Annotated in this window: 13 protein-coding genes; 6 read left to right on the top strand and 7 right to left on the bottom strand. The window is 69.7% G+C overall.

All coding sequences use genetic code 11. The features are described from left to right. Nucleotides 1-20 precede the first annotated feature (20 nt). Nucleotides 21-1,166 (top strand): acyl-CoA dehydrogenase family protein, encoded by a 1,146-nt coding sequence (locus G6N51_RS20570; RefSeq protein ID WP_083174819.1) that lies wholly within the window; start codon nucleotides 21-23, stop codon nucleotides 1,164-1,166. A gap of 116 nt (nucleotides 1,167-1,282) precedes the next feature. After that, nucleotides 1,283-1,726, top strand: a complete 444-nt coding sequence (locus G6N51_RS20565; protein WP_083174821.1) for a CD225/dispanin family protein — start codon at nucleotides 1,283-1,285, stop codon at nucleotides 1,724-1,726. Nucleotides 1,727-1,733: 7 nt separating this feature from the next. On the opposite strand, the gene G6N51_RS20560 is transcribed toward G6N51_RS20565, so the two are convergent. The 5 genes from G6N51_RS20560 to G6N51_RS20540 form a co-directional block, all read right to left on the bottom strand. Then, complete coding sequence (locus tag G6N51_RS20560) at nucleotides 1,734-2,693, bottom strand: enoyl-CoA hydratase/isomerase family protein (RefSeq protein ID WP_083174823.1); 960 nt, start codon at nucleotides 2,691-2,693, stop codon at nucleotides 1,734-1,736. A 3-nt stretch (nucleotides 2,694-2,696) separates the two neighbouring features. Next, entirely contained in the window at nucleotides 2,697-4,226 is a 1,530-nt protein-coding gene (gene fadD4, locus G6N51_RS20555) for a fatty-acid--CoA ligase FadD4 (RefSeq protein WP_083174825.1), read from the bottom strand. Nucleotides 4,227-4,303: 77 nt separating this feature from the next. Then, complete coding sequence (locus G6N51_RS20550) at nucleotides 4,304-6,133, bottom strand: phosphoenolpyruvate carboxykinase (GTP) (protein ID WP_083174827.1); 1,830 nt, start codon at nucleotides 6,131-6,133, stop codon at nucleotides 4,304-4,306. A 148-nt stretch (nucleotides 6,134-6,281) separates the two neighbouring features. After that, a complete protein-coding gene (locus G6N51_RS20545) occupies nucleotides 6,282-7,859 on the bottom strand; it encodes a hypothetical protein (protein ID WP_083174838.1) in 1,578 nt (525 codons plus the stop codon). Then, nucleotides 7,856-8,947 (bottom strand): hypothetical protein, encoded by a 1,092-nt coding sequence (locus G6N51_RS20540; RefSeq protein WP_083174829.1) that lies wholly within the window; start codon nucleotides 8,945-8,947, stop codon nucleotides 7,856-7,858. Before G6N51_RS20540 ends, G6N51_RS20545 begins: the two co-directional genes overlap by 4 nt. A 161-nt stretch (nucleotides 8,948-9,108) precedes the next feature. Between G6N51_RS20540 and trmB the strand changes: the two genes are divergently transcribed. Genes trmB through G6N51_RS20525 form a run of 3 tightly spaced genes read left to right on the top strand, consistent with a single transcriptional unit; the run spans nucleotide 9,109 to nucleotide 13,579 of the window. After that, the gene (trmB, locus tag G6N51_RS20535) at nucleotides 9,109-9,888 is read left to right on the top strand and encodes a tRNA (guanosine(46)-N7)-methyltransferase TrmB (RefSeq protein ID WP_174814333.1); all 780 of its coding nucleotides are present in this window, start codon (nucleotides 9,109-9,111) and stop codon (nucleotides 9,886-9,888) included. A gap of 3 nt (nucleotides 9,889-9,891) precedes the next feature. After that, complete coding sequence (locus G6N51_RS20530; protein ID WP_372510200.1) at nucleotides 9,892-10,599, top strand: NYN domain-containing protein; 708 nt, start codon at nucleotides 9,892-9,894, stop codon at nucleotides 10,597-10,599. A 49-nt stretch (nucleotides 10,600-10,648) separates the two neighbouring features. After that, nucleotides 10,649-13,579, top strand: coding sequence for an MMPL family transporter (locus tag G6N51_RS20525; protein WP_163750773.1), 2,931 nt, complete (start codon nucleotides 10,649-10,651; stop codon nucleotides 13,577-13,579). A 16-nt stretch (nucleotides 13,580-13,595) separates the two neighbouring features. Here G6N51_RS20525 and G6N51_RS20520 read toward each other — a convergent pair whose 3' ends face one another. Further along, on the bottom strand, nucleotides 13,596-14,747 hold the full coding sequence (locus tag G6N51_RS20520) for an AI-2E family transporter (RefSeq protein ID WP_083176466.1): 1,152 nt from the start codon (nucleotides 14,745-14,747) through the stop codon (nucleotides 13,596-13,598). A 167-nt stretch (nucleotides 14,748-14,914) separates the two neighbouring features. Between G6N51_RS20520 and G6N51_RS20515 the strand changes: the two genes are divergently transcribed. Then, nucleotides 14,915-16,084, top strand: coding sequence for a lysylphosphatidylglycerol synthase transmembrane domain-containing protein (locus G6N51_RS20515; RefSeq protein WP_083176464.1), 1,170 nt, complete (start codon nucleotides 14,915-14,917; stop codon nucleotides 16,082-16,084). Here G6N51_RS20515 and G6N51_RS20510 read toward each other — a convergent pair. Further along, a complete protein-coding gene (locus G6N51_RS20510) occupies nucleotides 16,081-16,620 on the bottom strand; it encodes a hemophore (RefSeq protein ID WP_083176462.1) in 540 nt (179 codons plus the stop codon). The two genes, G6N51_RS20515 and G6N51_RS20510, sit on opposite strands and share 4 nt — an antisense overlap. Nucleotides 16,621-16,897 lie beyond the last annotated feature (277 nt).

The raw sequence follows: 16,897 nt of genomic DNA, 5'->3' as shown, positions 1-16,897 counted from the left end.
ACGCTGGAGGGTGCGCGCAGGTGAACGACGAAGAAGAGATGCTGGTCGCGACGGTGCGGGCGTTCATCGACCGCGACGTCAAGCCGACCGTCCGCGATGTCGAGCACGCCAACACCTATCCCGAGGCGTGGATCGAGCAGATGAAGCGGATCGGCATCTACGGCCTGGCCATTCCCGACGAATACGGGGGCTCGCCGGTGTCCATGCCGTGCTACGTGCGGGTCACCGAGGAGCTGGCCCGCGGCTGGATGAGCCTGGCCGGCGCGATGGGCGGGCACACCGTGGTGGCCAAGCTGCTCACGCTGTTCGGGACCGAGGAGCAGAAGCGGAACTACCTTCCGGCGATGGCCACCGGCGAGCTGCGGGCCACCATGGCGCTGACCGAGCCCGGCGGCGGCTCGGACCTGCAGAACATGACGACCACGGCGCTACCGGACGGTTCCGGCGGCTTGCGGATCAACGGCGCCAAGACCTGGATCAGCAACGCGCGGCGGTCCGGGCTGATCGCGCTGCTGTGCAAGACCGATCCGAACGCCACGCCGCGGCACCGGGGCATCTCGATCGTGCTCGCCGAGCACGGCCCGGGCCTGACGGTGTCGCGGGACCTGCCCAAGCTCGGCTACAAGGGCGTCGAGTCCTGCGAACTGTCCTTCGACGGGTTCTCGGCGCCCGAGTCGGCGGTGCTGGGCGGCCGGATGGGCGAAGGCTTTTCGCAAATGATGACCGGGCTCGAGACGGGTCGCATCCAGGTGGCCGCCCGGGCGCTGGGCGTGGGCGCGGCGGCACTCGAGGACGCGCTGGCCTACGCCCAGCAGCGGGAGAGCTTCGGGCGGCCGATCTGGCAGCATCAGTCGGTCGGCAACTACCTGGCCGACATGGCCACCAAACTGACCGCCGCCCGTCAGCTCACCCGCTACGCCGCCGAACGCTACGACAGCGGCGAACGCTGCGACATGGAAGCCGGCATGGCCAAACTGTTCGCCTCCGAGGTGGCGATGGAGATCGCCCTGAACGCCGTGCGGATTCACGGCGGCTACGGCTACTCATGCGAGTACGACGTGGAACGCTACTTCCGCGACGCGCCCCTGATGATCGTCGGCGAAGGCACCAACGAGATTCAGCGCAACGTGATCGCCGGCCAGCTGGTCGCCCGGGGCGGCATCTGACCGCGGGCCCGAATGTGCGGGCTTGACGTCGGGGCGTGCTGTATCCTTGCCTGACTTCTCCCGCCAGCAAAGCTGTGTGGGAGCAAAGTTACTGCAACGAAAGAAAGTCGGCTGCCATGAGTTATCCCCCAGGGCCGTACGAAGGCTCGCCGGAATGGCAGGGTCAGCCGCCGGAATGGCAGGGCCAGCAGCAGCCTTGGCAGGGTCAGCAACCGGGCTGGCCAGGCCAGCAACCGGGCTGGCAGCCGCCCCAACCGGGTTGGCCGGGCCAGCCGGAACCGGAGAACTACCTCGTCTGGGCCATCCTGTGCACCGTGCTGTGCTGCCTGCCGATCGGAATCGTCTCGATCGTCTACTCCACCAAGGTGTCCGGGCTGTGGGCGCAAGGCCGCTACGCCGAGGCTCAGGCGGCGGCGGAGAGCGCCAAGAAGTGGGCCATCATCGGTGCCGCCGTCGGGGCCGTCTTCGCCGTCATCCTCGTGCTCGTCTACGTCGCCATCGGCGTCTTCGCCGTCTCGCACCTGCCGTCCACCACGACCACCACGTATTCAGGCTTCTGACAACGTTTTACGCGTAGACCTCGTCGACCAGACCCCAGGCCAACGCGGTGCCGGCGTCGATGGTGCGGCCGGACAACACCAGATAGGCGGTGCGCCACCGGCCGATCCGGCGGGTGACGCTGAGCGTCCCGCCGGCGCCCGGGATCAGCCCCAGCTCGAGTTCGGGCAGCCCGAACACCGAATCATGCCGCGCGGCCACCCAACCGCAGAACGCCGCCATCTCCAGCCCGCTCCCGAGCACGCGGCCGTGCACCTCCGCCCGGCAGGCGCGGCCCAGCCGGGCGGTGAGCGCGTCGAGTGCCACGGCGGGGCTGTGCCGGGTGCGCGCGAGGTGAGCGCTCGCGGGGTCGGTGAAGGTGCCGAATTCGGCGAGGTCTCCCCCGCTGCAGAACGACGGCCCGTTGCCGCTCAACACGATCCCGGTCACCGACGGGTCCAGTTGCGCGACGGCCAGCGCCTCCAGCAGGGCGGCCCTCGCGTCGGTGGAGAACGCGTTGTGCCGCTGCGGCCGGTTGAACGCGATGCGCAGCGTGTCGCCGTCGCGTTCGGCCCGCACCGGGTCGGTGATGTCGGGCATCCGGGCGGGTCCGCGCCGGGTCAGCCAGGCCGCGAACTCGGGGCCGGCCTGCAGGGTCGAGTACGCCAGCGACTCGGTCACCACCGCGGGCAGTGCCGGCCCGCCCGGTTCCACCGTGCGCAGCACGTCGTCACAGACGCTGCTGGCGTGCGGCCAATCGCGACAGCGCGCGGTCAACTCGGCGAGCGCGTCGGGCACCGAATCGACGGTGACCACCCGGCGATCGTCGCAGCGGTCCTCGGTCAGGGTGAAAGACGCCGCGCTAAGCCATGATTGGCAACGCGCGAGATCGGCGGCGGCGCCATGGGCCAGGATCACCCCCGGTGCGGTTGCGGTGTCCGTTTCGGGCCCGGCGTCGGGCGCGCTGGACAGGTCCACCACCCGGAACATGGGTCACACCGAGTATTTCTCGATCAGCCCGTTCTTGTAGAGCTTGCCGGTGTCGGTGCGCGGCAGCTGCGGCTCGAACGCGATCGACCGCGGACATTTGTAGTGCGCCAGGCGGTCTCGCAACCAGGTGAGCAGCTCGTCGGCGAATTCGTCGGTGGCGTCGGCCTGATCGACGGTCTGCACGGCCGCCACCACGCGTTGCCCCATCTCGTCGTCGGGAACGCCGAACACCGCTGCGTCCAGCACCTTGGGGTGGGTGACCAGAAGGTTCTCGGTCTCCTGTGGGTAGATGTTCACCCCACCCGAGATGATCATGTGGTGGCGCCTGTCGGTCAGGTACAGGTAACCCTCGTCGTCCACGTAGCCGACGTCGCCGACGGTCACCCAGCCGTGGGTGTCCCGGGACGCGGCCGTCTTCGCCGCATCGTTGAGGTACTCGAAGGAATAGCCGCCCGCGAAATAGATTTCGCCGGGCTGCCCCGGCGGCAACTCGTTACCGTCCTCGTCGAGGATGTGGATCTCGCAGGCCATCGGCTTGCCGACCGAGCCCGGGTGCGCCAGCCACTCCTCGGCGCTGATCAGCGTCGACCCGATCGCCTCCGAAGAGGCGTAATACTCGTCGATGATCGGCCCCCACCAGTCCATCATCTGCTTCTTGATCTCCACCGGGCACGGCGCCGCCGCGTGCATCACCCGCTGCAGGCTGGACAGGTCGTACGAATTACGCACCGACTCAGGCAGTTTCAGCATCCGGGTGAACATCGCCGGGACGAACTGGCCGTGCGTGACGCGGTGGCGCGCGATGGCGTCGAGGCAGCCTTCGGGATCGAATTTCTCCAGCACGACCGTGGTGATCCCCCCGGCCTGCGCGCTCATCGACCACACCGACGGCGCGGTGTGATACAGCGGTGCCGGGCTCAGATAGACCGAATCCGGGTTCATCCAGAAGCCGACGAGGGCCGACATCATGCCCGGCGCCTCGGCCGGCGGCACGTGCGGCAATTCGCGTTTGATGCCCTTGGGCCGGCCCGTGGTGCCCGACGAATACTGCAGCAGGTCGCCTTCCCGTTCGTCGTCGATCGGGGTGTCCGGTTCGCCCGCAACGCATTCGGGATACCGCGCCCAGCCCTCGAGATCGGCCTCTCCGTTTTCCGAGGCGATCAGCAACAGCCCGGGCAGCCCGCCCGGCAAGTGCTCGGCCAGGTTCTCACACGTCTTGCGCAGCGCGGCCGAACCGATGATCGCCTTGGCGGCGCTGTTCTCGACGATGTAGGCGGCCTCGGCCGGGGTCAGGTGGGTGTTGATCGGCACGTAGTACAGGCCGCTGCGACGCGCCGCCCACATGACCGCGTGCATGTGCTCGTTGTTCTCCATGAGGATCGCCACGGCGTCGCCCTCGGTGAGGCCGTGGCGCCGGAAGTAGTGCGCCAGCCGGTTGGCCCGCGCCTCCAGCTCATCGAAGGTGACGACGGTACCGGACGGGTGAAGAATGACGGCGGGCTTGTCGGCGCCGCAGTGCTCGCGAATCTGCATGCGCAGACTGTACCGCCGAAAAACTTGACGGGTGTCAAGTGGTCGGGCGCCGTCGCGGGGACCGCGGCCGGCCCTACCTAGTCGGCGTCGGCCAGCCGCTGCTTGAGCGCCTCGAACTCGTCCTTGACGCCGGTGGGCAGCTTGTCGCCGACGAACTCGAACCATTCCTCGATCAGCGGCAGCTCCTGACGCCACTCGTCGGCCTTGACCGCGAGCGCCTGCGCGACGTCGGCGCTGTCCGCGTCGAGCCCGTCCAGGTCGAGGTCCTCGGCGGAGGGCACCACACCGATCGGGGTGTCCTGGCCGCCGGCCCGGTGCTCGATGCGGTCGACGATCCACTTCAGCACCCGGCTGTTCTCGCCGAAGCCCGGCCACAGGAACTGACCTTCGTCGCCGCGGCGGAACCAGTTGACGAAGAACACCTTCGGCAGCTTGGACTCGTCGGAGTTCTTGCCCAGGTCCAGCCAGTGCTGGAAGTAGTCGCCGACGTGGTAGCCCAGGAACGGCAGCATGGCCATCGGGTCGCGGCGCACGGTGCCGACCTTGCCCTCGGCGGCGGCGGTCTGCTCGCTGCCCATGGTGGCCCCCATGAACACCCCGTGCTGCCAGTCGCGTGCCTCGGTGACCAGCGGCACCGTGGTCTTGCGGCGGGCGCCGAACAGGATGCCCGAGATCGGCACGCCCTGCGGGTCGTCCCATTCCGGCGCCAGGATCGGGCACTGCGACATCGGGGTGCAGTACCGCGAATTCGGGTGCGCGGCTTTGGTTTCCGTCTCGCGGATGTACCAGTCGTTGCCCTTCCAGTCGATCAGGTGGTCGGGCTCGCCCTCCAGGCCTTCCCACCACACCTCGTCGTCGTCGGTGAGCGCGACGTTGGTGAAGACGGTGTTGCCCGCGGCGATCGTGCGCATGGCGTTGGGGTTGGACTTCCAGTTGGTGCCCGGCGCCACCCCGAAGAAGCCGAACTCGGGGTTGACGGCGTACAGCCGGCCGTCCTTGCCGAAGCGCATCCAGGCGATGTCGTCCCCGAGGGTCTCGGCCCGCCAGCCGGGGATGGTCGGCTGCAGCATGGCCAGGTTGGTCTTGCCGCACGCCGACGGGAACGCCGCGGCGAAGTAGTAGGCCTTGTTCTCCGGCGAGATGAGCTTGAGGATCAGCATGTGCTCGGCGAGCCAGCCCTCGTCGTGCGCCATCGCCGAGGCGATGCGCAGCGAGTAGCACTTCTTGCCCAGCAGGGCGTTGCCGCCGTAGCCGGAGCCGTAGCTCATGATCTCGCGGGTCTCCGGGAAGTGGGTGATGTACTTGGTGTCGTTGCAGGGCCACGGCACGTCCTGCTGGCCGGGCTCCAGCGGTGCGCCGACGGAGTGCAGCGCTTTGACGAAGAACCCGTCGTCGCCGATCTTCTCCAGGGCCGCCTTGCCCATCCGGGTCATCACCTTCATCGAGACCACGACGTATTCGGAGTCGGTGATCTCCACGCCCAGCTTCGGGTCGTCGGCGCCGAGGGGGCCCATGCAGAACGGCACCACGTACATGGTGCGGCCGCGCATGCAGCCGCGGTACAGGTCGGTCAGGGTGGACCGCATCTCGGCGGGGTCCATCCAGTTGTTGGTCGGCCCGGCGTCGATTTGCCGCTCGGAGCAGATGAAGGTCCGGGACTCGACGCGGGCCACGTCGGACGGGTCGGACAACGCCAGGAAGGAGTTCGGGTACTCCTTGGGGTTCAGCCGCTTGAACGTGCCGGCCTCGACGAGCTGATCCGTCAGCCGCTGCCACTCCTCGTCGGAGCCGTCGGTGAAAACGACGCGCTCAGGCTGGGTGAGCTCGGCGACCTCCTGTACCCACGACAGCAGCCCCTGATGTTTAGTGGGCGCAGTGTCCAAACCGGGAATGGTCGCTGAGGTCATCGAAGTCTCCTGAATTCTTCGTCGTACTCGGGCTTCTTTACGTGCCTATCGCGTATGCGGTCGCCCACACAACGGTTGACATGGTGGCGTTAACTACAGGTTATCGTGAGCACCTTGTCGGGGAAGCCTCGGGCAGGTATAAGCCTTCTCACAACAACGATTCAGAAGATCCCTGCGAATCGCCATCACCGCTCCTCGAAGCCGGTTTTTCGGTTGCCTGGTTTTCCGCGTCTTGCCGCACGTCCGGGAGGGGGCCGTCGGACCGGGGTATACCCGATTCGCCGAGTTCTGCACGTACGACATCCAGGGCCGCCAGCACCGTCGGCATCTCCCGATCCCGCGCGGCCGCGGCGCGCGACGCCGCGGCGGCGTGTGCGCGCAGCTCGCGGTCGATGGCGTTGACCTGGTCGCTCACCGCGGCGTTCTCGACCTCGTCCTGAGCCAGCACCGCCTTGCTCAGCACCGACTCGGCCACCAGGACGCGGGTGGCGACCAATTCCTCGGCCACCGACCGCAGCGAGGAGGTCACCTCCCCCGCCCAGCGGTCCAGCAGCGCCCGGTCGCGCAGCAGGCTGCGGATGTTGATCACGAGCAGGGTGACCGCCAGCCCGATCGCCACACATGTCACGGCCGCGACGACGGACAGGGCGGGGCTGATCCGGGTGGCCAGCCCGCTCATCAGCCGGCTCAGGGTCAGCGCCACTCCCAGGCCGAAGCCGGCGCCGAGCAGCATCAACAGCCAGGTTTCGTGCCGCCGCGATTTCAGTGGGGGCGCAGGGACATCGACCGTGGGCAGCTCCTCGAGGGACGGCAGGGTCGTCGCGACCCCCACGACCTGCGCGACGTCCGCCAGGTGGGTGGCGGTGCCCTCGTTGACTTCGGCGATCACCTCGCCCAGCCGGCCGCGTGTGTGCGCCTCGAAGCCGGGCATGTTGCGCCGGGAAAGTCCCGCGACGTCCTCCTGCAGTTCGCTGCGCACCGACGAGCAGCGGTTGCGCGCGAAGTGCGACAACTGAACCCGCGCCTGTTGGATCTGGCCGCGCAGCGTGATCGCGCGCTCGGTTTTCGCCTCGCGCCGCCGGCGCAGGGCGGTGCTGCGCTCGCCACGCAACGCGTCGACCCGGGCCCGCCGCCCCGCGCCGTCGGCGTCGCGGTCGAACCGCTGCGCGACGGTCTTGAGCCGAAATTCCCACGCCCGCAACCTATTTCTGCGCGCGAGCTCGGGGTTGGCCAGCCGCGTCGCGAGCGTCTCCACCAGCTCGTCGACGTCCGGCTCGCCGAGGTCGGGCAACGCGGCCGCACCCACCCAGTGCACGCCGCCGTACCGCGGCGCGTGCGCGGCCAGCGACGCGCGGTTGGCGGCCAGGACATCGCGCCAGGCGCGGTGCACGTCGATCTTGGACACCACCGGAACCACCACATCGGTGTGCGCGGCGGCGGCGTCCAGCAGCGCGCAGTCGGACGGCGTCAGCTGGGCCGCCGCGGACACGACGAAGACCACCGCCATCGGCACCTCGCCGGGTCCCAGCTCCGCCGACTCGACGAACTTGTGTTCGGGCAGCCGTTCGCGCAGCACCGCGGCCACCGCGCTCACCCCGGCCATCCAGGGCCCGGTCACCAGCACCACGTCGCGGCGGTGCACGGCGGGGGCGTCCAGCTCCGGTCCGATGCCCGCCACCAGCGCGTCGACCTCGGCGACCGGATCGTCGTGCCGCTCGCCGCTCACCGCCAGTCCCCCACCGGCTCCCCGGGTAGCGAGCCGCACGCCTGCGACCACAGCCGCATCGATCCCCGGGCGATGTCGGCGCCGCAGGCGCGGTGCAGGTCGCTCACCGGCGCGCGGCTGTAGCGCTGCCACCGCACCGCGCGCGGCAGGTGCGCGGCCGGGTCGCGGTCCCAGTCGGCCGGCCCCGAATTGTCCGCGTCCAGCCCGGCCGCCTCGGCCAGGTCAACGGCGGCCGCCATCCGCGCCACCACCGTGTCGTCGTGGGAAAGGAAGGCACTGATCCGCTCCGCGCCTTCGCCCGAGCCGACGGCCAGCGCCTCCAGCTCCGCGGCGGCATCCAGCACCCGCCGGTAGCGGGCCTCGGCGCCGGCGAGCGAAAGGCGGGACAGCACGGCATCGACACCGCTCGTCCGGCGGAGCAGGGCCCGCACCTGCGCGGCCGTCCTGCCCCGGCGGATCGCGGCCACCGCGAGCGCGACACCGAACAGGTCCAGGGTGTCCAGCAGGCGCAGCCGCACGCCGGCCGGCACGGGGTTGCCCGCCGCCATGAACCCGGAGAACGAGCCGTCGAGCAGAGCGGCCGCGCCGGGGTGCGCGGCCAGCGTCTGCAGGGCCGCCCACAGCGGGGCGTCCAGGTCGTCGAGCGCGGCGACTGCGAGCAGGCCGGTCATCGGGACCATGGGCACGCCCAACACGTCGGCAAGCTCGGCGCACCGCGTCCGCGCCGCCGCGATCGGCCCGTCCCCGCGGCCGAGGGACCCGGCCAGGTCGGCCTTGTTCAGCACCGCCAGCACCGGGCGCCCGGCGGTGGCGACCGCGTCGACGTCTTCCGGCTTGACCACCTCGGCGGTCACGTAGACGACGACGTCGGCATCACCGCCGCCGGGGGTCACCGAAATGCCCGCGGCGGCTCCCGCCCCCTCCACCGCCCGGGCCACCGTGCCGCGGCCCACGCCGGGGCGGCCCCGAACCAGCACGCGCAGCGGGGCGGCCGTTCGCCGGGCGATCACCGCGACCCGCGGGTCGGTGTGACCGGCGGCGAATCGGGCCAGCTCGTCGGCGAAATCCTGATGTCCTTGTCCCCTCATTCCCTCCCCATTCGGTTCGATGGGTCCGACCCGGGGGCCGATCGGGTCCCACCGAATGGTGGCACCTGCGTCGATTTGATGCGAGCCACCGTTTGACTGTTACCAGCTGAAGGCAACTGTTGGGTATCAATCTGGACCAGGGGCGGCTACATCACTCGTTTATGGGCCACCATGGACAAATGCATGCGCAACCCGGGGTTGAAGTGCGTCCGGACGCGCCGGAGGAGCCCGCCGACAGGCGCGACCAGCGCCTGCTCCCGGCATCGACCTTTCGCTCCCGACGTTCCGCGCTGTCCGACGCCCAGCGGCAGACCTGGGAACGGCTGTGGCCGGAGCTGGGCCTGTCCGTGGGCGTCCCGGCCGCCGAAGGCGCCGAGCCGGCGCTGGACACCACCGCGTGGTTCGGCCGCCAGGCGCCCCTGGTGCTCGAGATCGGTTGCGGCAGCGGCACGTCGACCCTGGCGATGGCCCAGGACGAGCCCGATATAGATGTGATCGCCGTGGAGATCTACAAGCGCGGCCTGGCCCAGCTGCTGTGTGCGATCGACCGTGCCGGGGTCGGCAACATTCGCTTGATCCGCGGCAACGCCGTCGACGTGCTGCAGCGGCTGATCGCGCCCGAGACGCTGAGCGGGGTCCGCGTCTTCTTCCCCGATCCCTGGCCGAAGGCCCGCCACCACAAGCGGCGGTTTCTGCAGCCGGGCACGATTGGCCTGATCGCCGACCGGTTACTCCCTGGTGGTGTCCTCCACGTCGCCACGGACCACCCGGGCTACGCCGAACACATCGGCGAGGTCGGTGATGCCGAGCCGCGGCTGCGTCGCGTCGAACCCGGCGACGGGCTGCCCGTCTCGGTGGTGCGGCCGACGACAAAATACGAGACGAAGGCCCACGAAGCGGGCAGCGCCGTGACCGAATTCATCTGGCTACGACATGAGTAGGCGATGACCATGAGCCTGGCGGAAGAACAGACGGCGGCAGAGCCCCTGGCGGTGTTGCCCGACGACGCGCTGGGCAGCTTCTCGCCGCCGGGCGGACGCGTCCTGCTGGTGTGGGACGCGCCCAACCTCGACATGGGGCTCGGCTCGATCCTGGGGCGGCGCCCGACCGCGCTGGAGCGGCCGCGGTTCGACGCCCTTGGGCGCTGGCTGCTGGCGCGCACGGCCGAGGTCAGCGCGGGCCGGCCGGGTGTCGTGGTCGAACCGGAGGCGACCGTCTTCACCAACATCGCGCCGGGCAGCGCCGAGGTCGTGCGGCCCTGGGTGGACGCCCTTCGCAATGTGGGGTTCGCGGTGTTCGCCAAACCGAAGATCGACGAGGACAGCGACGTCGACCGCGACATGCTCGCCCACATCGAACTGCGCCGCAGCGAGGGGCTGGCGGCGCTGGTGGTGGCGTCGGCCGACGGGCAGGCGTTTCGTCAACCGCTGGAGGAGATGGCACGCAGCGGAGTCGCCGTCCAGGTCATCGGATTTCGCGAACATGCGAGTTGGGCGCTAGCGTCGGATACCTTGGACTTCGTCGACCTGGAAGACATCACCGGTGTGTTCCGGGAGCCGTTGCCGCGAATCGGCCTAGATTCGCTGCCTGACCAGGGAGCATGGCTGCAGCCGTTCCGGCCGCTGTCCGCTCTGTTGACCGCGCGTGTGTGAGACTGGAAAACCGATGCGCGGGTCGTTAACGATCCAGTAAGGAGCTTGCGTGTTCGCCTGGTGGGGTCGAACTGTGTACCGCTACCGGTACATCGTGATCGGGGTCACGGTCGCTCTTTGCCTGCTGGGTGGGGTTTTCGGGATCAGCCTCGGTAAGCATGTCACACAGAGCGGTTTCTACGACGAGGGCAGTCAGTCCGTCAAGGCCTCCGTGCTGGGCGACCAGACCTACGGCCGCGACCGCACCAGCCACATCGTCGCCACCTTCACCGCGCCCCCGGGCAAGACGGTGGACGACGCGGCGTGGCGGGACAAGGTCGTCGCGGAACTCAACAAGTTCAAGACCGACCACCCCGACCAGGTCGTCGGCTGGGCCGGCTGGCTGGCGGCCCCCGACAGCACGAACCCGCTGATCAAGGGGATGGTGAGCCAGGACCGCAAGCACACCTTCGTGTCCATCCCGCTCAAGGGCGACGACGACGACACCATCCTCAACAACTACAAGGCCATCGCGCCCGATCTGCAGAAGCTCAACGGCGGCACGGTGGCGCTCGCGGGCCTCGAGCCGATCGCCAACGCCCTGACCGGGACCATCGCCACCGACCAGCGCCGCATGGAGGTGCTGGCGCTGCCGTTGGTGACCGTGGTGCTGTTCCTGGTGTTCGGCGGCGCGGTCGCGGCGGGCCTGCCGGCCATCGTGGGCGGCCTCAGCATCGCCGGCTCGCTGGGCATCCTGCGGTTCGTCGCCATGTTCGGGCCGGTGCATTATTTCGCCCAGCCGGTGGTGTCTCTGATCGGCCTCGGTATCGCCATCGACTACGGGCTCTTCGTGGTGAGCCGCTTCCGGGAGGAGATCGCCGAGGGCTACGACACCGAGGCCGCCGTGCGCCGCACCGTGATGACGGCCGGCCGCACCGTGACGTTCTCGGCGGTCCTGATCATCGCGTCGAGCGCCAGCCTGCTCGCATTGCCGCAGGGCTTCGTGCATTCGCTGGTCTACGCGATCTTCGCCGCGGTGGGACTGGCCGCGTTGCTCTCGATCACGTTCCTGCCGGCCTGCCTGGGCATCCTCGGGCGCCATGTCGACGCGCTGGGCGTGCGGACCGCCTTCCGGGTGCCGTTCCTGCGGAACTGGAAGTACTCGCGCGCCTACCTGAACTGGCTGGCCGACCGGCTGCAGAAGACCAAGACCCGTGAAGAGGTCGAGGCCGGGTTCTGGGGCAAGCTGGTCAACTTCGTGATGAAGCGGCCGCTGGCCTTCGCCATCCCCATTGCCGTCGGCATGATCCTGCTGGTCATCCCCCTGGGCAACCTGTCGTTCGGCGGCATGAGCGAGAAGTATCTGCCCCCGGACAACTCGGTGCGCCTGGCCCAGGAGAACTTCGACAAACTGTTCCCCGGCTACCGCACCGAGCAGCTGACGATGGTGATCCAGAGCACCAACCACAGCAAGGTCACCGACCAGCAGGTCGCCGACATCCGCAACAGGATCTCCTCGATCGGCGGCTTCACGGACCAGACCTGGCAGGAGCGGCCCTGCCCGGCCATCGCCGGCAACCCCTGCGTCGCCGGGCCGAACGGGACGACGGTGCCCAAGGACGGCTCGGTGCGGGTGATCCAGAACGGCCTGGTCAGCAAGAGCGACGCGGCGAAGAAACTCGCCGAGCTGCGGGCGATCAGCCCGCCGAAGGGGCTCAACCTCTATGTCGGTGGCACCCCGGCGCTCGAGCAGGACAGCATCCACAGCCTGACCGAGAAGGGCCCGTTGATGCTGGTGCTGCTGCTCAGCGCAACGCTGTTGTTGATGTTCTTGGCCTTCGGGTCGGTGGTGCTGCCGATCAAGGCCGTCCTGATGAGCGCGCTGACGCTTGGCTCCACCTTGGGCATCCTGACGTGGATCTTCGTCGACGGGCATTTGTCGCATTGGCTGAATTTCACGCCGACTCCGCTGATGGTGGTGCTCATCGCGCTGGTCGTCGCGGTGGGCTTCGGCCTGGCCACCGACTACGAGGTGTTCCTGGTGTCCCGCATGGTCGAGGCGCGCGAACGCGGCATGTCGACGGCCGAGGCCATCCGGATCGGCACCGCGACGACCGGGCGGCTCATCACCGCCGCGGCCCTGGTGCTGGCCGTCGTCGCCGGTTCGTTCGTGTTCTCCGACCTGGTTTTGATGAAGTATCTGGCGTTCGGCCTGATGGCCGCGCTGTTGCTGGACGCGACCGTGGTGCGGATGTTCCTGGTGCCGTCGGTGATGAAGCTGCTCGGCGACGACTGCTGGTGGGCCCCGCGCTGGGCCCGGCGGCTGCAGAACAAGATCGGGCTGGGCGAGATCGACCTGCCCGACGAGCGCAAGCGGCCCACCCTGAACGGGCGTCCCGCACGGCCGCCGGTGGCGGCGAGTCTGGTCGCGGCCGCGCCGCGGCCGCCGCACGACCCCACGCACCCCGCCGCCCTCGAGCCGTCCCGCGCGACGCGTCCGGGACCGGCCGAAGCCAAGCCCGCCCAGGACGCACCCGCGGGCGCGGGGACGCGCGCCGCGGCACCCCCGGCCGACGCCGCCAACACCAACCGGCTGCAAAACCGGCCCGGTCAGCCGACCGAGGCCAATACGACGCGCCTCTCGGTGCCCAACGCCGCCCCGGCCAAACCGGCGTCCCCCGGCCACGAGCGGCCGGCCAATGCGGCGCCGCCGGCGCCGGCACGACCTCCCGCCCCGGGCCCCGCCGCACCGCCGCCGCCACCGTCGGGTGGCCAGACGCGGGCGATTCCGGTGCCCACCAACCGTTCTGACGATCCGGGCGATCCGGCCGAACCCACCACCGCCTTCCCGTCGATGCGGTCGGAGGGCAGCGACTCGGACGCGGCCACCGAGAAGCTGAACTCGCCCGGACCGCCCGAGAACGGCGACGCGCGCCAGCGGCGTCGCTCCGCAGGGGGCCTGTCGGCCCAGGACCTGCTGCGTCGCGAGGGACGGCTGTAGGCCCGCTCCACGTGCGTCAGCCCGACTCGGCCTCGGGTTCGTCCGGTTCGGCCTGCAGGATGGTGCCACCCTCGTCGTCGGCCTCTTCCGTCTGTTTCTCGGCTTCGGCCGCCGGATCCGGGGCGAGCAGCACCTGCATCGCGTTGTTGAGGAACGCGACCGTCGGCACGGCCAGCAGCGCGCCGATGATCCCGGCGAGCACCCCGCCCGTGGAGATGGCCAGCACCACCCCGAGCGGGTGAATCGAGACGGCGCGGCCCATCACCAGCGGCTGCAGGACATGAGCCTCGAGCTGGTTCACCGCGATCAGCACCCCGAGCGTGATGAGCGCGTACACAATGCCTTTGGCCAGCAAGGCGACCACGACGGCCACCAGGCCCGAGATCAGGGCACCCACGAGCGGGACGAAGGCGCCCAGGAACACCAGGGAGGCCAGCGGCAGCGCCAGCGGGATGCCCATGATCGCCAGGCCCGTGCCGACCCCGGCGGCGTCGGTCAGGGCCACCAGGAAGGTGGCCCGCACGTACCCGGTCAACGACCCGTAGCCGGCGCGGCCCGCCTCGCTCACCCGGTCTCGGACGTCGGCCGGGAAAATCTTGGACACGTATGCCCAGATGTTGCGTCCGCCATAGAGGAAGAAGATCAGCGTGAAGAGCACCAGCACGGCCGCCGTGACCAGCTCGGTGATGGTGGCCGCGGTGGACAGGGCGCCGCTTTCCAGCTTCGCCTGATTGTTGCGCAACGCCTCGATCGCGGCGTTGCCCGCGTTGTCGATCTGTTCGCTGCGCAGGTGCGCCGGCCCGTGGATCAGCCAGCGCCGGGTGGACTCGATGCTGCGGGTCACCTGTTCGGTCAGGCCCGGGAGACCGTCGATGAACTGGATGACGACGAACGCCAGGATGCCGCCCAGGATCGCGAACCCGCCGAACAGCACCATCGCCACCGCCCCGCCGCGGGGCAGGCCGCGCCGGTCCAGCCAGTCCACCACCGGCAACAGCAGCGCGCTGACCAGCAGCGCCACCAGCACCGGGACAATGATGATCTCGAGCCGCTTGACCACCCACAGCAGGGCGATCAGCGCGGCAAGGATGACCAGCAAACGCCAGGCCCAGGCTGCGGTCTTGCGCACAAGGGGTTCGACCGAGGCGTCGTCGGTGTTTGCCGGCATTGAGTGAGCCTATCCGGCGCGGGGCACCGCCAAACGTGCGCGGACCGGCGGCACCCTGGGCGGGCGCGACCACGCCGGCACGATCCGGTTACGACCCCGGAACTTCCACGACACGGTCGGCGCCGCGCGGCGATCCCCGCGCCACCTGCACCGTTACCCTAAATCACGTGCCGCACGACGCACCCGCCCGCAATCTCGACTTCCCGCGCGAGGAGACCCCGCGCGGGAAGTACTGGTGGGCGCGATGGGTGATCCTCGGCATCGTCGCAATCGTGCTTGCCGTAGAGGTCGCGCTGGGCTGGCATCAGCTGGCCAAGGCCTGGATGAGCCTGTACGAGGCGAACTGGTGGTGGCTGCTGGGCTCGGTGGCCGCGTCGGCCGCGTCCATGCACAGCTTCGCGCAGATCCAGCGCACCCTGCTCCGATCGGCCGGCGTGCACGTCAAGCAACTGCGATCGGAAGCCGCCGTCTACGCCGCCAACTCGCTGAGCACCACGCTGCCCGGCGGGCCGGTGCTCTCGGCAACGTTTTTGCTTCGGCAGCAACGGCTTTGGGGCGCGTCGACCGTGGTGGCGTCGTGGCAGCTGGTGATGGCGGGCGTTCTGCAGGCCGTGGGGCTGGCGCTGCTGGGGCTGGGCGGGGCTTTCTTCCTCGGCGCCAAGAACAACCCGTTCTCGTTGCTGTTCACCCTCGGCGGCTTCGTCGCGCTGTTGATCCTCGCCCAGGCGGTCGCGTCGCGGCCGGAACTGATCGACGGGATCGGGTGCCGGGTGTTGTCGTGGGTCAACTCCGTGCGCGGCCGGCCCGCCGAGACCGGCCTGGACCGGTGGCGCCAAACGCTGATGCAGCTCGAATCGGTGAGCCTGAGCCGGCGCGACATGGGGGTGGCCTTCAGCTGGTCCATGTTCAACTGGGTCGCGGACGTGGCCTGCCTCGGCTTCGCGGCCTACGCCGCCGGCGATCACGCGTCGGTCGCCGGACTGACGGTGGCCTACGCGGCCGCCCGGGCCGTCGGCACGATACCGCTGATGCCGGGCGGGCTGCTGGTCGTCGAGGCGGTGCTGGTGCCGGGGCTCGTATCCAGCGGCATGTCGTTGCCCAACGCGATCTCGGCGATGCTGATCTACCGGTTGATCAGCTGGCTGCTCATCTCCGCCATCGGCTGGGTGGTGTTCTTCTTCGTGTTCCGCACGGAAAACGTCGCCGTCCCGGACGACGAATCCACCGCGCCGGTCCCCGAACCGCCGGCGGCTCAAAGCGGGCCCGCCAACGATCCGACCGAGACCGCCCTGCAGGGGCCGTTGCCGCCCGACCGGAGCGCCGAAACCGAAAGCTAGCCGGCGGTGTTGCCCCGCGGCGGACCCGACAGCGGGTTGGCCGGCGCCGAAGCGACGGGAGCGGTGGCCGCCGGCGGGCCGGCCAGCGGCAGCGCGCCCGCAGCATTACCGGGCAGGGCGGGCAGCCCGCCGGCCGCGCCCTGCGCCTGCTGCATCATGCCCATCGCCTGGGACGGCGAGATGGGCAACTTGCACTGCAGCGACAGATTGGTCAACGGCTGCGCGATCGACGTCATGTCGCCGGCGACCTTGGGGTTGGCCTCGAAGTAGGACTTCAGCCCGGTCATCGACTGCGGGCCGGCCTGCTGCTGCAGCATCGAGGTCATCGTCTGGTTGGTCTCCGGGTGCGAGTCCAGGTAGTCGCCCATCGACTTGGACACCGAACCGATCGTCCGGGCGACTTCACTGGCGGCGCACGGGTCGGTGGCGCCGGTCGCCGGGGGCCCCGCGAGGACCGCAAGGACGGCGCTCGGCAGGGTGGCGGCGATCAGCCCGGCGAAGATCCTGCGGCGCCCGGTCGCGGTGCCTCTCGTCATGGAAACTCCTCACGTGTTTGCGGCGTCGTGCGCGGCACGACGCCTCGCAAACTCTGCAATAGACGGCCTCGTCGATCGCGGAGTTCCCCAGGGCCCCGCGGGCCATCCGACATCCTGCCATCGCGGGCAACGGGCCTGCCAGCCCGCGTGAGCCCGTGTGAGGAAGATCCCGCCCGATAACCCGTTCACAACGACTTGGCAGCGTCTTGGCAACAACCCCGTCGCTGCAGCTCAGCTGCCAGAAAGCACACATCATCCACAGCCCGCTGCGGTATTC

This window comes from Mycobacterium paraseoulense (assembly GCF_010731655.1).
In the GTDB taxonomy this organism is placed as follows: domain Bacteria; phylum Actinomycetota; class Actinomycetes; order Mycobacteriales; family Mycobacteriaceae; genus Mycobacterium; species Mycobacterium paraseoulense.
The sequence above is the reverse complement of the archived record's forward strand: the minus strand, read 5'-3'. Positions and strand labels throughout refer to the sequence as shown.